General features: G+C 74.2%; 14 protein-coding genes. 6 read left to right on the top strand and 8 right to left on the bottom strand.

All coding sequences use genetic code 11. The features are described 5' to 3' along the window. The first annotated feature begins 4 nt into the window (after positions 1-4). Positions 5-553 carry an acyl-CoA thioesterase gene (locus HLI28_RS13455; protein WP_171248072.1) on the top strand — a complete coding sequence of 183 codons (549 nt, stop codon included), beginning with the start codon at positions 5-7 and terminating at the stop codon, positions 551-553. Positions 554-557: 4 nt separating this feature from the next. On the opposite strand, the gene HLI28_RS13450 is transcribed toward HLI28_RS13455, so the two are convergent. Further along, positions 558-1937 (bottom strand): dipeptidase, encoded by a 1380-nt coding sequence (locus tag HLI28_RS13450; RefSeq protein WP_171248071.1) that lies wholly within the window; start codon positions 1935-1937, stop codon positions 558-560. A gap of 56 nt (positions 1938-1993) precedes the next feature. On the opposite strand from HLI28_RS13450, the gene HLI28_RS13445 reads away from it, so the two are divergent. Further along, positions 1994-2659 (top strand): DUF3043 domain-containing protein, encoded by a 666-nt coding sequence (locus tag HLI28_RS13445; RefSeq protein ID WP_171248070.1) that lies wholly within the window; start codon positions 1994-1996, stop codon positions 2657-2659. Positions 2660-2676: 17 nt separating this feature from the next. Next, positions 2677-3690 (top strand): aldo/keto reductase family protein, encoded by a 1014-nt coding sequence (locus tag HLI28_RS13440; protein ID WP_171248069.1) that lies wholly within the window; start codon positions 2677-2679, stop codon positions 3688-3690. 79 nt (positions 3691-3769) lie between these two features. Here HLI28_RS13440 and yczE read toward each other — a convergent pair whose 3' ends face one another. Next, positions 3770-4507: a membrane protein YczE gene (gene yczE, locus HLI28_RS13435; protein ID WP_246246767.1), complete on the bottom strand. Its 738-nt coding sequence runs from the start codon at positions 4505-4507 to the stop codon at positions 3770-3772. Between the two features lie 168 nt (positions 4508-4675). On the opposite strand from yczE, the gene yczR reads away from it, so the two are divergent. Continuing rightward, a complete protein-coding gene (yczR, locus tag HLI28_RS13430; protein WP_171248068.1) occupies positions 4676-6127 on the top strand; it encodes a MocR-like transcription factor YczR in 1452 nt (483 codons plus the stop codon). 36 nt (positions 6128-6163) lie between these two features. On the opposite strand, the gene HLI28_RS13425 is transcribed toward yczR, so the two are convergent. Genes HLI28_RS13425 through HLI28_RS13410 form a run of 4 tightly spaced genes read right to left on the bottom strand, consistent with a single transcriptional unit; the run spans position 6164 to position 8254 of the window. Beyond that, entirely contained in the window at positions 6164-6373 is a 210-nt protein-coding gene (locus HLI28_RS13425; RefSeq protein WP_171248067.1) for a hypothetical protein, read from the bottom strand. Then, entirely contained in the window at positions 6370-7449 is a 1080-nt protein-coding gene (locus HLI28_RS13420) for a quinone-dependent dihydroorotate dehydrogenase (RefSeq protein WP_171248066.1), read from the bottom strand. The genes HLI28_RS13425 and HLI28_RS13420 overlap by 4 nt, the downstream gene beginning before the upstream one ends. Next, positions 7449-7898 carry a hypothetical protein gene (locus tag HLI28_RS13415; protein WP_171248065.1) on the bottom strand — a complete coding sequence of 150 codons (450 nt, stop codon included), beginning with the start codon at positions 7896-7898 and terminating at the stop codon, positions 7449-7451. The genes HLI28_RS13420 and HLI28_RS13415 overlap by 1 nt, the downstream gene beginning before the upstream one ends. After that, positions 7895-8254 (bottom strand): hypothetical protein, encoded by a 360-nt coding sequence (locus HLI28_RS13410; RefSeq protein WP_171248064.1) that lies wholly within the window; start codon positions 8252-8254, stop codon positions 7895-7897. Before HLI28_RS13410 ends, HLI28_RS13415 begins: the two co-directional genes overlap by 4 nt. Before the next feature lie 58 nt (positions 8255-8312). Here HLI28_RS13410 and HLI28_RS13405 point away from each other — a divergent pair, with 58 nt between their 5' ends. Continuing rightward, positions 8313-9818: a leucyl aminopeptidase gene (locus HLI28_RS13405; protein WP_171248063.1), complete on the top strand. Its 1506-nt coding sequence runs from the start codon at positions 8313-8315 to the stop codon at positions 9816-9818. A 140-nt stretch (positions 9819-9958) separates the two neighbouring features. Here HLI28_RS13405 and HLI28_RS13400 read toward each other — a convergent pair whose 3' ends face one another. Continuing rightward, positions 9959-10309, bottom strand: coding sequence for an oxidoreductase (locus HLI28_RS13400; protein WP_171248062.1), 351 nt, complete (start codon positions 10307-10309; stop codon positions 9959-9961). A gap of 292 nt (positions 10310-10601) precedes the next feature. Here HLI28_RS13400 and sucB point away from each other — a divergent pair, with 292 nt between their 5' ends. Continuing rightward, positions 10602-12407 (top strand): 2-oxoglutarate dehydrogenase, E2 component, dihydrolipoamide succinyltransferase, encoded by a 1806-nt coding sequence (gene sucB, locus HLI28_RS13395; RefSeq protein WP_171248061.1) that lies wholly within the window; start codon positions 10602-10604, stop codon positions 12405-12407. An 89-nt stretch (positions 12408-12496) separates the two neighbouring features. Here sucB and HLI28_RS13390 read toward each other — a convergent pair whose 3' ends face one another. Further along, entirely contained in the window at positions 12497-13849 is a 1353-nt protein-coding gene (locus HLI28_RS13390; RefSeq protein WP_171248060.1) for a hypothetical protein, read from the bottom strand. Positions 13850-13855 lie beyond the last annotated feature (6 nt).

The following is a 13855-nucleotide window of genomic DNA, read 5'->3' as shown; positions in this document are numbered from 1 at the left end:
CCGTATGACGCGGATGATCCAGCTCGCCACGGCCACGCTCCTGCCCCGCCGCCAGCGCCCCGGGATGGGGCCGTTCGACGCCTCGACCACGGTGATGCGCGTCAAGCCGGGCGACCTGGACTTCTACCTGCACGTCAACAACGGCTCGTACCTGCAGATGATGGACGTGGCCCGGTCCAACTTCCTCGCCGACATCAGCGGTCTGGCCAAGCTCCGGTCGCAGGGCTGGTACCCGGTGGTGGCGGCCTCGACGATGACGTACAAGCGGTCGCTCAAGCTCTTCGACCGCGTCACCATCACCAGCCGCGTGATGGGCTGGGACCAGCGCGTCGTCTTCCTCGAGCAGAGGATGACCCGGCGCGACGACGAGCTCTGCGCCCGCGGCTGGATCGCCGCGCGGTTCCTGGGCAGGGACGGCATCCGGGTGGCCCCGCACGACGTCGTGGCGGTGCTCGGCGACGACCCGGACCTGGTCAGCCCCGACCTGCCCGAGGACGTCGCGGCCTGGGCCCGGGCGGTCGACGTCGCGCACCGCGACGTCGACCGCGCCTGAGCGCTCAGCGGGTGGCCAGCCCCCGCAGCAGCAGCGCCTCGGCCACCAGGACCTTGCGCAGCTCGCCCAGGTGCACCGACTCGTTGGCGCCGTGGGCGCGCGAGTCCGGGTCCTCCACCCCGGTCACCAGCACGGCCGCCTCGGGGAACGCCTCGAGCAGGTCGGCGATGAACGGGATCGACCCGCCGACCCCGATGTCCACGGGATCCGTCCCCCACGCCGCGGCGAAGGCCGAGCGCGCGGCCCGCATGGCCTCCGAGTCGTCGGGCGCGCCGAAGGCCTTGCCCTGCTCCCCCGGCGTCCAGGTCACGCGGGCGCCGAACGGGGCGTGGGCGGTCAGGTGCGCCTGCAGCGCGTCCTCGGCGGCCTGCGGGGCGAGCCCCGGCGGGATCCGCACCGACAGCTTGGCCGCGGCCCGCGGCGCCAGCGTGTTGGAGGCGTGCGCGACGTCGGTGGCGTCGACACCGATGACGGCGATGGCCGGCTTGGTCCACATCCGGCCCGCGATCGTGCCCTCCCCGGCCAGCTCGACGCCGTCCAGCACCGAGGAGTCGGCCCGGAAGTCGGCCTCGGCGTAGTCCACGTCGGGCTCGGCGGCGCTGGTCAGGCCCTCGACCGCCACGTTCCCGGCGTCGTCGTGCAGCGTGGCCAGCAGGCGGGCCAGCAGCAGGTTGGCGTCGAGGACGGGACCGCCGAACATCCCCGAGTGCACGGCGTGGTCGAGCACGTCGACGCTCACGACGCCGTCGACGAGGCCGCGCAGCGACGTCGTCAGGGCGGGCACGCCCACCTTCCAGTTGGTCGAGTCCGCCACGACGATGACGTCGGCGGCGAGCAGCTCGTGGTGGTCGGCCAGGAACCGGGAGAAGCTCGGCGAGCCGGCCTCCTCCTCCCCCTCGACGAACACGGTCACGCCGACGCCCGGCTCCTCGCCCAGGGCGGCCAGCGCGCGCAGGGCGCCCACGTGCGCCATGACCCCGGCCTTGTCGTCGGCCGCGCCGCGCCCGAACAGTCGCTCGCCGCGCTGGACGGGTTCGAACGGCTCGGTGTCCCAGGTGGCGGGGTCCCCCGGCGGCTGGACGTCGTGGTGGGCGTACAGCAGCACGGTCGGCGCCCCCGCGGGCGCGGGACGGCGTGCGACGACGGCCGGGGCCCCGGGCTCGCCGTCGGGCCGCTCCGAGCGCAGGATCTGCACCTCGGGCATGCCGGCGTCGCGCAGCAGCGTGGCCACGGCCTTGGCGCTGGTCTCCACGTGCGCGGGGTCGAAGGCGCTCGCGGAGACGCTCGGGATGCGGACCAGGGACTCGAGGTCGGCCTGGACCGCGGGGAACAGCTCGTCGACGTGCGCGCGCAGCGCGGCGACGTCGCTCTCGGTGTGGGTCATGCGCCCACGGTAACGGGGTGTTCGAAGGCACCCCGTGTCTCAACTACCCTGGAGGCGTGTTCTCCCGCAAGCGTGATCTCGCCGATTCCCCTGCCACGGGGCCGTCCGCCTCCTCCGCCGACGTCGCGGGGACGTCCTCCGCCGCCGACAGCTCCGACTCGCCGTCGCGCCCGGGCTCCAAGGGACGCCCCACGCCGAAGCGCAGCGAGTCGCAGGCGAAGAACAAGCGCCCGCTGGTCCCGAACGACCGCAAGGCCGCGCGCAAGGCGAACCGGGAGAAGGCGCGCACGGAGCGCAACCGCGAGTACCAGGCGATGCAGACCGGTGACGAGCGGTTCATGCCGGCCCGGGACAAGGGCCCCGTGCGCCGCTACGTACGGGACTACGTCGACGCCCGCTGGAACGTCGGCGAGTTCTTCCTGCCGGTCGCGTTCGTGTTCATCTTCCTGAACCTGCTCTTCATCCAGAACCCGACCATGGCGTCCCTCGTGCTGCTGGCCCTGTACGCGGTCGTGTTCATCACGCTCATCGACGTCGTCGTCATGTGGCAGCGCCTCAAGCGCCGGCTGCGCGACAAGTTCGGCACGCTGGGCGTGGACGGCAAGAAGGAGTACTACGTCCCGCGCGGCACGATGATGTACGCCGCGATGCGGGCGCTGCAGATCCGTCGCTCCCGGCTGCCGAAGCCGATGCACAAGAAGCACGGGCACTGGCCGGAGTGAGCGCCTAGGGTGGCCGGATGGTCACCTACCGCTACCTCGGCAACAGTGGTCTCAAGATCTCCGAGATCACCTACGGCAACTGGCTCACCCACGGCTCCCAGGTCGAGAACGACGTCGCCACGCAGTGCGTGCACGCCGCCCTGGACGCGGGCATCACCTCCTTCGACACCGCCGACGTCTACGCCAACACCAAGGCGGAGCAGGTCCTCGGCGACGCCCTCAAAGGGCAGCGCCGCGAGAGCCTGGAGATCTTCACGAAGGTCTACTGGCCCACGGGGCCCGGCGGTCCGAACGACACCGGCCTGTCGCGCAAGCACGTCATGGAGTCGATCAACGGTTCCCTGAAGCGTCTGGGCACCGACTACGTCGACCTCTACCAGGCGCACCGCTACGACACCGAGACGCCGCTCGAGGAGACGATGCAGGCGTTCGCCGACATCGTGCGCCAGGGCAAGGCGCTCTACATCGGCGTCTCGGAGTGGTCGGCGGACCAGATCCGTGCCGGCGCCGCGATGGCGAAGGACCTCGGTTTCCAGCTCATCAGCTCTCAGCCGCAGTACTCGATGCTGTGGCGGGTCATCGAGGACGAGGTCGTCCCGGCCTCGCGCGAGAACGGTCTGTCCCAGATCGTCTGGTCCCCCATCGCCCAGGGCGTGCTGACCGGCAAGTACGTCCCCGGCCAGCCGCTGCCGTCCGGGTCCCGCGCCACGGACGACAAGGGCGGGGCGAAGATGATCCAGCGGTTCATGAACGACGACGTCCTCGAGCGGGTGCAGCAGCTCAAGCCGGTCGCCGACGAGCTGAACCTGACCATGGCCCAGCTCGCCGTGGCCTGGGTGCTGCAGAACGACAACGTCGCCGCCGCGATCGTGGGCGCGTCGCGCCCCGAGCAGGTCGCCGAGAACGTCAAGGCCTCCGGCGTGGAGATCCCCGCCGAGCTCATGACACGGATCGACGACGCGCTGGGTGACGTGGTCGAGCGCGACCCGGCCAAGACCCTCGAGGGTGCACCGACGACGCGCGTCGTCTGAGGCCCCTCGCCCCGTCGGGCTCTGCCCCGCCATCTCGGCGGGGCAGGGCCTGACGTGCGTCCGGGACCGACCGCGGCGGTCAGCGGTGCTGGTCGCCGAACGACGCCAGGGCCCGCGCGATCCGGGCGGCCCGACGGCGCACCTGGTCCGGGTGCGCCGCGGGCAGGACGGGCTCGGGTGCCGGCCGACTCCCGCGGGCCCGCGGCGGTGCCGACGTGGTCAGCCCCGCGGGCACGAGCGGGCGCCACCGCGCGGCCGCCTGGACCACGGGGCCGACCCCGAGGGCGTAGGCGATCGTCGCCCAGCCGAACGTGCCGCCGAGCAGCACGCCGACCGCGACGACGGTGACCTCGATCCCCGTCTTGACCGCCCGGACGGACCAGCCGGTGCGGGCCACCAGACCGGTCAGCAGCCCGTCCCGGGGTCCCGGCCCGAGGCGGACGCCCACGTAGGCGGCGGTCGCGACGCCGTTGAGCACAATGCCGCCCACCACCAGCAGCACCTGCGCCGTCCGTCCGGGCTCGGGCGCGAGCCGGTCGACGACGACCAGGGCCGGCCCGATGAGCGCGGAGATGACGACGACGTTCGCCACGGTCCCGATCCCGGGCCGCTGGCGCAGCGGCACCCAGGCGGCGAGCACGAGGACCGAGGCCACCAGCACGGCGACGCCGAACGACCAGCCCGTGGCGCGGACGACGCCCTGGTGCAGGACGTCCCAGGGCATCGCGCCCTGGCCGGCCTGCACCACCATGGCCATCGAGGCCGCATAGCCGGCCAGGCCGAGCAGGAGCTGGACCGCGCGGCGCGTCACCCCCATCTCCGGGGTGCGCGGCCCCGGGGACCGGCGGTCGGTCACGCGGTGTGCGGGACGACGGCCGACCGGGCGTCCCTGGCGTGGCGTCGGCTGCGGAGGTGCGAGAGTCATGGCCTCACCCTCGCCATGATTGGCCTGGACTTCCATAGCCAATCGCGCAAGAGTGGACCGGTGACCACCACCACGCCCGGACCACCGGCCACCGGGGCGGTGCGCTCCCTGACGGCGCAGGGCACCGTCCGGCTCCTCGGGACCTGGCACACGACCGGCCCCGCCTACCAGGCGCTCGCCGACGCGCTGCGCGCGGCCGTCCTCGCGGGGGCGCTCCCCGTCCTGACCCGGCTGCCGAGCGAGCGCGAGCTGGCCCGCGCGCTGGGCGTGTCCCGGGCGACGACGTCGGCCGCCTACGCCCGGCTGCGGGACCTCGGCTTCGCCGCGAGCCGCGTGGGCTCCGGCACGGTCGCCGTGCTGCCGCGCGACACCGGACGCCCCGTCGGGACACCGCCCCCGGCCGGTGACGCGCCGTCGGCCGACCCCGCACGCCCCGCCTCCGACCGCACGATCGACATGTCGCAGGCGACGCCGTCCGCCTCCCGTGCTCTGCACGGCGCCTACACCCGGGCGCTGGAGATGCTGCCCGGCTACCTGGACGGCGGGGGCTACGCCCACCTCGGGGTGGAACCCCTGCGTGCCGCCGTCGCCGCGCGGTACACCGCCCGCGGGGCCCCAACCGACCCGGACCAGATCCTGGTCACGACAGGAGCCCAGCAGGCGATCGCGCTGCTGACGACCACGCTCGTGGCCCGGACCGAGCACGTCGTCGTCGAGTCGCCGACCTACGTCCACGCGCTGGGTGCGCTGCGCCGGGCCGGCGCCCGCGTCGTCGGGGTCCCGGTCGGGGACGTCGAGGCGATGGAGTCCGTCGTCCGGCGCACGGGCGCACGGTTCGTCTACCTGGTGCCGGACTTCCACAACCCGACCGGGCGCACGATGACCCGCGACGAGCGCGACGCGGTCGCGGAGCTCGCCGCCCGCCACGACGTCACCGTCGTCGGGGACGAGACGCTGACCGACGTCGACCTCACGGGGGCCGGTGTGCCCGCCCCGTTCGTCGGGGACGGGACCGACCCACGTCTCGTCGCGGTGGGGTCGGCCTCGAAGTCGTTCTGGGGCGGCCTGCGCGTGGGCTGGGTGCGGGCCGACCCCCAGCTCGTGCGCCGGCTCGCGCACACCCGCCAGGTCCTCGACGTGGCCACCCCGGTGCTCGAGCAGCTGGCCGTGACCGACCTGCTGGAACGCCGCGACCGGATCCTTCCCGAGCGGGTCGCGGACCTGCGCGCCCGGCGCGACGACCTCGTCGACCTGCTCCACGAACGGCTGCCGGCGTGGGACGTGCCCCGCCCGGACGGCGGGCTGTGCCTGTGGGTCGGGCTGGGCCGCCCCCTCGGGCGGGCGGTGGCCGCCGCGTCCGTCGCCGAGGACCTCCGCCTGGCCCCGGGGCCCCTGTTCACACCCGACGGGTCGGGACAGGACCGGGTGCGCCTGACCTTCACGCGGCCGGTCGGGGAGTACGAGGAGGTCGTCGACCGCCTGCGACGGGCGTGGGCCCGGGTCGGCGGGTGAGGAGCCGCGCCGGCGACGCCGCCGCGCCGAGGGACCTCAGGGCTTGCGCAGCTCGACGGTCGGCGTGGCCTGCGCCCCGTCGTGCAGCAGCCGCGCCCGGGCGGCACCGGTCTCGGCCAGCGTGCGCCAGTGCTCGCCGAGCCATTCCTCGGCGTCGTACTGCGTCGTGAACGCGGGGCTGAGCGGCGCCGTCAGCGGCGCACCGGTGTCGTCGTCGAGGGCCCACTCCCAACGGGGCCGGATCATGCCATCGTCCCGGCGCTGGACGACCCCGGGGACCGCGTCAGGGCGCGGTTGATCCTGGACGGCCAGAAGGGCCCGCGGTAGACGAACGAGGTGTAGCCCTGGACCAGGTCGGCGCCGGCGCGCAGGTAGGCACGCACGTCGTCGGCGTCCGTGACACCCCCGACGCCGATCACCACCGGGTCGGGTCCGAGCCGTCCGCGCAGCCGGCGCACGACCTCCAGCCCGCGTGCGAGCAGCGGCGGGCCGGACAGCCCGCCGGGTCCGCGGTCGTGGCCGACGGTGGTGTTGACGGCGACGACGCCGTCCAGGCCGAGCTCGGTGACGAGGTCGGCCACGGCGTCGACGTCCTCGTCGGACAGGTCCGGGGCGATCTTGACCAGCAGCGGGGTCCGGCCGACGCGGGCGAGCGCCGTCGCCTCGTCCGCCGCGGCACGGACGGCGGTCAGGATCGGGCGCAGCTCGTCGGCCGTCTGCAGGTCGCGCAGCCCCGGCGTGTTGGGCGAGGAGACGTTGACGACGAGGTAGTCGGCGTGCTCGGCGAGCATCCGCGCGCACCGCGCGTAGTCACCGGCCGCGTCCGCGGCGGGGGTGGACTTGTTCTTGCCGATGTTCACCCCGACGATGACGGCGCGACCCGCCCGGGTGGAGCGGAGCGCCCGCAGCCGCTCGGCCATCTCCACGGCGCCGTCGTTGTTGAACCCCATCCGGTTGCGCACGCCGCGCACGTCGAGCTCGCGCCACATGCGCGGCCGCTCGTTGCCCGGCTGCGGGCGCGGGGTGACGGTGCCGACCTCGACGAACCCGAAGCCCAGCATGGTCAGCCCGCGCACGGCCCGCGCGTTCTTGTCGAACCCGCCGGCCAGGCCGAAGGGTGCCGGCACGGTCCGGCCGAGCACCTCCACGCTGCCGGGACCGCCGATGCCGCGACCGAGGTAGGGGGCCAGGGCGCCCTGCACGACGTCGCGCAGCAGCGGCACCTTGCCGGCGACCTCGATCGCGCGGAAGGCGCGGTCGTGCGCACGCTCGGGGTCCATCCGCCGCAGGACGGTCTGGAACAGCAGGGTGTACGGCGTCATCAGGCCTCCGTCGGTCGGACCGGCGCGGACTCCGGGGCGGTGCGTCCGGGGCGAGTGTGCCAGAGCCACCACAGACCCACGAACGGCAGGACGAGCGGGACGTACCCGTAGCCCTGACCGAAGCCCGACCACACGGTCGCCTCGGCGAAGTACTCCGGGTGGGTCACAGACAGCGTACCGACGGTCAGCACACCCGCCGCCTCGACGACGACGGCGCCCCAGGCGACACCTCGCCAGCCCGTCCCCCGTCCGCCCAGCGCGAGCGCGACGGTGGCCACGACGTACACCACGGCGGCCACCAGGGACAGCAGATAGGCGGCGGGCGCCTCGGCGAGCTTGGTCAGCACCTGGTAGCTCGAGCGGCCCAGCGCGGCCAGGGCGAGGATGCCGTACACGGACACGAGCAACCGGCCGAAGCCGCCGCTCGTGGTGGGCCGCTCGTCGCTCACAGGCCGGCCTCCCAGATCACCCAGAGGCGCCACTCCAGGAACGCGACGGTCAGCGCGGCGACGCAGAGCACGACCGAGGACCACTTGGTCCGCTCGGCGAAGGCCCACAGGGCGGCCAGCGGCAGCAGCATCGCGGCGGTGAGCAGATACCCCCAGAACAGCGGCCCGTCCACCGCGTGGCCGCCGGCCTGCTGGATCGCCGCCACGACGGCCTGGACCAGGAGCACCGCCTCGACCGCGGCCGCACCGAAGAGCTGCTTGAGGATGACCGCCCGGTCGCGCACGACGAACCAGGCGGCCCAGCCGGCGAGCAGCCCGCACAGCACCAGGGCGAGGACGAGGAGCGGAAGGACCACGTCGGCAGACTACCCGTCGCGTACCCGGTGGTGGGGGCGACCGGTTAGCCTGGTGCGCGTGGCTGACCTCACTCTGACCGGAAAGAATCCGACCTCCCTCGCTGCCGACGCGCTCGTCGTGGGCACCTGCTCGACCTCCGACGGCGTGGCCGTCGTGGCCGACCAGCTGCCCGCCTCGCTGGTCGAGCAGCTCGAGACCCTCGCACCGCGCCTCGGCGTGACCGGCGCCCGGCAGGAGGTGCGCACGGTGCCCGCCGGCAAGGACGTCGCGGCGGACGTGCTGGTCCTAACCGGCCTCGGCGAGCGGGACGCGGACGGCACCTTCGACCGCGAGACCCTCCGGAGTGCTGCCGGTGCGGCCGTGCGCTCGCTGGCCGGCTCCACGTCGGCCGTCGTCGCCCTGCCGGCGGTGGACGAGGAGGAGCTCGGCGCCGTCGTCGAGGGTGCGCTGTTCGGGGCGTACGCGTACACCACCTACCGCGACGACAAGGCGTCGGCGAAGCTGGCCCCGGTGACCACCCTGCAGGTCGCGACGCCGTTCGCCCGTTCGGCCCGCGCCAAGGCCGCGGCGGCCCGCGCCGAGGTGCTGGCCGCCGCCGTGCACGGCACGCGCGACCTCGTCAACGCCCCCGCGAACGACCTCTACCCGGCGTCGTTCGTCGACGCGGCCAAGGCCGCCGTCAAGGACCTCGGCGTCAAGGGCGTCAAGATCACGGTCCTGGACGACAAGCAGCTCGCCGCCGGCGGCTACGGCGGCCTGACCGGCGTCGGCCAGGGCTCCTCCCGCGGCCCGCGGATGGTCAAGCTCACCTACTCCCCCTCCAAGCCCGCCACCCGCATCGCGCTCGTGGGCAAGGGCATCACGTTCGACACCGGCGGCATCTCGATCAAGCCCGCCGCCAACATGGACGCGATGAAGTCGGACATGGCCGGTGCGGCCACCGTGCTGCACGCGGTGCTCGCCGCGGCCCGGCTCGGACTCCCGGTCGCCGTGACCGGCTACCTGTGCCTCGCCGAGAACATGCCCGGCAGCAACGCCCAGCGGCCCGGCGACGTCATCACGATCCGCGGCGGCAAGACGGTCGAGGTGCTCAACACCGACGCCGAGGGCCGCCTGGTCATGGCCGACGGCCTCGTCTCGGCCGTCGAGGACGGTCACGACGTCGTGCTCGACATCGCCACGCTGACCGGCGCCCAGATGGTGGCGCTCGGCAAGCGGGTCGGCGGCGTCATGGGCACCGACGACGTCCGCGACGAGGTCAAGGTCGCCGCCGACACCGTCGGTGAGCAGTTCTGGCCGATGCCGCTGCCCGAGGAGCTCGCCGAGGGCCTCAAGTCCAAGACCGCCGACATCGCCAACGTGGGCGAGCGCTGGGGCGGCATGCTCTCGGCCGGCATCTTCCTGCGGTCGTTCGTCGAGGACACGCCGTGGGCCCATCTCGACATCGCCGGCCCGTCGTTCAACGACTCCGCCGCCTTCGGCTACACCCCGGCCGGCGGCACCGGTGTGGGGCTGCGCACGCTGGTGGGCTTCCTCGAGGGCCGGGGCATCACCACCGACTGACCGGACCGGCTCCGGCGCACCGAGCGACGAGGGCCGGACCGACAGCTCCCCCGGTCGTCAGACCGGAAGCGGAGGGCGCCCAGCGCCCGTGAGCGCGACCGGGGGAGCTGTCGGTCCGGCCCTTCGTGCTGCCCGGGGTCCTATCGCCCCTTGCGCTCCTGGCGCTGCGCGGAGTTCCAGTCGCGCATGCGCTGGGGGTAGCCGGTGAACCGGACGTTGTAGACCGGGACGCCCAGGGACCGGGCCACCTCGAACCCCGTGCGCTCGTCGGGCACGCGGCGGCGCGTCCACTCCCCCGTGGTCGCCACCAGCAGCACCGTGCTGGGGGTCTGGGCGTTGGGGGGCTCGACATAGGCCTCGACACCGACGCGGGTGCGGACGAACTCCTCGAGGTGCGCGACGGCGGCGGCGCGTCCACCCCCGCCGGACGGGGCCGGCGACGACGGTTCCGACCGACCGAGCAGACGGTCCAGAGCAGACCTCAACGACATGTTCGCGAGACTACCCGCCCCGGGCGGACGACGGGGGAGCCGGCGGTGCCGCGCGGAGCAGCCGTTTCACGACGTTCCGGGTGTCGACGCCAGCAAAGACACCGTGGTGGACCACGATGTACCCAGCATCACAGCTCTGCGCAGGCGCCCGATTGGGGGGCGGACGCAGGTAGTGACAAGATGGCACGCAGTGACCCAGGAACGCGGCTACCGGACAGGAGTCGGTCGAGCCTCCGGCCGACCGGCTCCGGCGCCTCGCTCGACCCACTGATCGAAGGAGACTCCACAGGTCATGTCTGAGAACGTGCAGCTGCCGGCGCTCGGCGAGTCCGTCACCGAGGGCACCGTCACGCGATGGCTCAAGTCCGTCGGCGACACCGTCGAGGTCGACGAGCCCTTGCTCGAGGTCTCCACCGACAAGGTCGACACCGAGGTCCCCTCCCCCGTGGCCGGCGTCGTCGAGCAGATCCTCGCCGAGGAGGACGAGACCGTCGAGGTCGGCGCCGTGCTCGCCGTCATCGGTGACGGCTCGGGTTCGGGGTCCTCCGACGGCGGGTCCCAGGAGGCCCCGGCCGAGGAGTCCGCCGAGTCGGCGCCCGCGGAGGAGTCCCCCGCCGAGTCCGCCCCCGCCGCGGAGGAGTCCCCCGCCGAGTCCGCTCCCGCCGCCGAGGAGTCCGCTCCCGCCGAGACGGAGGAGTCCTCCCAGCCGGCATCGGGTGGCGGCGAGGGCACCGAGGTCACGCTCCCGGCCCTGGGCGAGTCCGTCACCGAGGGCACCGTGACCCGGTGGCTCAAGGCGGTCGGGGACAGCATCGAGGTCGACGAGCCCCTGCTCGAGGTCTCCACCGACAAGGTCGACACCGAGGTCCCCTCCCCCGTGGCGGGCACCGTGCAGGAGATCAAGGTCGAGGAGGACGAGACCGTCGAGGTCGGCGCCGTCCTGGCGATCGTCGGTTCGGGTGCCGCCCCCGCGGCCGAGAAGAGCGAGAAGAAGCCGGAGCCCGAGCCGGAGAAGAAGGCCGAGCCGAAGGCCGAGCCGGAGAAGAAGCCCGAGCCGAAGCCCGAGCCCGAGAAGAAGCCCGAGCCCGCGGCGGAGAAGCCCGCCGAGAAGCCGGCTCCGGAGAAGAAGCCCGAGCCGAAGGCCGAGCCGGCCGCGGAGAAGCCTGCCGGTGGCCGCGGCTCCTACCTGACGCCGCTGGTGCGCAAGCTCGCCGCGGAGAAGGGTGTCGACGTCGACACGGTGCAGGGCACCGGCGTCGGTGGCCGCATCCGCAAGGAGGACATCCTGGCGGCGGCCGAGAAGGCCTCCGCCCCGGCCGCGTCCGCCCCGGCGTCGTCGGAGCCCAAGAAGCCGACCGTGCCCGAGGTCTCGCCGCTGCGCGGCACCACGGAGAAGATGTCGCGTCTGCGCAAGGTCGTGGCCGAGCGCATGCACGAGGCGCTGCACACCCAGGCCCAGCTCACGACCGCCGTCGAGGTCGACGTCACGAAGGTGGCCAAGCTGCGTCAGCGGGCCAAGGCCGACTTCAAGGCCCGCGAGGGTGCGAACCTGACCTTCCTGCCGTTCTACACGCAGGCGGCCGTGGAGGCCCTCAAGGCCTTCCCGAAGGTCAACGCCTCCATCGACACCGACAAGGGCGAGATCACCTACCACGGCTCGGAGAACGTCGGTATCGCCGTCGACACCGAGCGCGGCCTGGTCGTCCCGGTCATCAAGAACGCCGGTGACCTCAACCTGGCCGGCATCGCCCGCCAGATCGGCGACCTCGCGGCCCGTACCCGCGACAACAAGATCGGTCCGGACGACCTCAGCGGCGCCACGTTCACCATCACGAACACCGGCTCCGGCGGTGCCCTCTGGGACACCCCGATCGTCCCGGTCGGCCAGGTGGCGATCCTCGGCACCGGCACGATCACGAAGAAGCCCGTGGTCATCACGACCGCCGACGGCGAGGAGACCATCGCGATCCGCCAGATGGCGATGCTGTTCCTCTCGTACGACCACCGCCTGGTCGACGGCGCCGACGCCGCCCGCTTCCTCACCGCGGTGAAGAACCGCATCGAGGAGGGCGCCTTCGAGTCCGAGGTCGGTCTCTGACCGGCTGACGCACCACCCGTCAGGGGCGAGGACCGCACGGTCCTCGCCCCTGACGTCGTCCTGGGCCCGGACACGCCGTCGCGGTCCGGTCACACGACGTCGGTCACCCGCCAGCCGTCCGGCGTCCACGCCAGGCGCAGCGTGTCGGTCCTCGGTTCACCGGCCGGCACGGTCACGACCTCGCCGTCCGCGCCGACCTGGGTGTGCTCCTCGACGACGTAGCGCACGACGACCTCGGCCCGGTCCGGCGTCGGAGCCCCCGCCAGCCGCACGGACAGGACGGTGACCCGCGCGTCCACCAGCCGGGTCCCGGACGCCCTCGCACGCTCCAGCCACGCCGTGTCCGCCGCGTGGGCGGGGGTGCCCGGCACCGCGACCTCCGCCACGTCGTGCTCCCCCGCCAGCAGCCCCGCGCGGCGCCGGGTCAGCTCGGCGGCGGCAGCGGCCGGGTCCTCCCGGTCAGTCGTCACCTGCTCGGCCCCCGTGCCGGCGCCCGGTGCCGGGCCGGCAGATGCCGCCACCGCGGCCGACGGCGTGCTCGCGGCCGCGAGGCCCGCCCGGGCTCCGCGGTCCTCCCCCGGTCCGGGCGCCGCGGTGAACGCCAGCCCTCCGCCGACCAGCAAGGCCACCGCGACGAGGACACCGGCGCCGGCCAGCGCCGGACGCCACACCGACGCCGGCCGGTGCCGAGCCCTCCCGGCGGGATGCGACCGCCGCGTCGCCCGGGTGCCGGGCACCGGCGCGGAACCGGCCCCGTCCTCACCGGGGCGCCGGGCCCGGCGGTGCCGCGGCTCGCCGTCCGAGGGGTCGGTCCCCGGACGCTGCCGGCCGCTCGCGAGCGCGGCGGCCGCGAGGGCCGCCGGTTCGGGCAGACGCAGCGGTTCCGGGTCCAGCTCGTCGTGCACGCGCGCGGCGAGCGTCCCGGCCTCCGGACGGACGCGCGGGTCGTCGGCCAGCGCGGGGGCGAGGACGGCCCGCAGCGCGGTGTCCGTATCCGACCCGGCCCGGGCGCACAGCGTCTCGACCAGCCGGGCCAGGGCGTGCACGTCCTCGCTCTCGGAGGCGCGGTCGGCGTCGTGCGGCGGCGTCAGCCGCGGCCGCAGCAGCGCCCGGCCGTTCAGGTCGACGACGACGTCCCCGACGTCGAGGCCCCCGTGGACGACACCGGCGCTGTGCAGGGTCGCGAGCCCTTGGGCGAGGTCGGCCGCGAGCCCGGCGGCCTCGGGACCGTCGCACCGGCCCCGCACGGCGAGCACGGTGGCCAGGTCCGTCGCCGACGCGGCACCGCGCGGCACGACCAACGCTCCGTCGGGACGGGCGACGGCGGCGCCGACGGGCTCGACGCGGGCGGCATCGATGTCGGCGAGCCGTCGCAACCGGTCCAGCAGGGCGTCGCGGGCAGCGGCGTCGGGCGGCACGGCGAGGACGGTGTCGGTCTGCACGAGGTC

Origin of the sequence: Isoptericola sediminis, assembly GCF_013085345.1 — a bacterium.
GTDB lineage: Bacteria > Actinomycetota > Actinomycetes > Actinomycetales > Cellulomonadaceae > Isoptericola > Isoptericola sediminis.
The sequence above is the reverse complement of the archived record's forward strand: the minus strand, read 5'-3'. Positions and strand labels throughout refer to the sequence as shown.

What these genes read in the sequence shown, in the direction of transcription:
- HLI28_RS13455 (WP_171248072.1), top strand. Translation starts at nt 5, where the DNA reads ATGACGCGGATGATCCAGCTCGCCACGGCCACGCTCCTGCCCCGCCGC.
- HLI28_RS13450 (WP_171248071.1), bottom strand. Translation starts at nt 1,937, where the DNA reads ATGACCCACACCGAGAGCGACGTCGCCGCGCTGCGCGCGCACGTCGAC.
- HLI28_RS13440 (WP_171248069.1), top strand. Translation starts at nt 2,677, where the DNA reads ATGGTCACCTACCGCTACCTCGGCAACAGTGGTCTCAAGATCTCCGAG.
- yczE (WP_246246767.1), bottom strand. Translation starts at nt 4,507, where the DNA reads ATGGGGGTGACGCGCCGCGCGGTCCAGCTCCTGCTCGGCCTGGCCGGC.
- HLI28_RS13425 (WP_171248067.1), bottom strand. Translation starts at nt 6,373, where the DNA reads ATGATCCGGCCCCGTTGGGAGTGGGCCCTCGACGACGACACCGGTGCG.
- HLI28_RS13420 (WP_171248066.1), bottom strand. Translation starts at nt 7,449, where the DNA reads ATGACGCCGTACACCCTGCTGTTCCAGACCGTCCTGCGGCGGATGGAC.
- HLI28_RS13400 (WP_171248062.1), bottom strand. Translation starts at nt 10,309, where the DNA reads ATGTCGTTGAGGTCTGCTCTGGACCGTCTGCTCGGTCGGTCGGAACCG.
- sucB (WP_171248061.1), top strand. Translation starts at nt 10,602, where the DNA reads ATGTCTGAGAACGTGCAGCTGCCGGCGCTCGGCGAGTCCGTCACCGAG.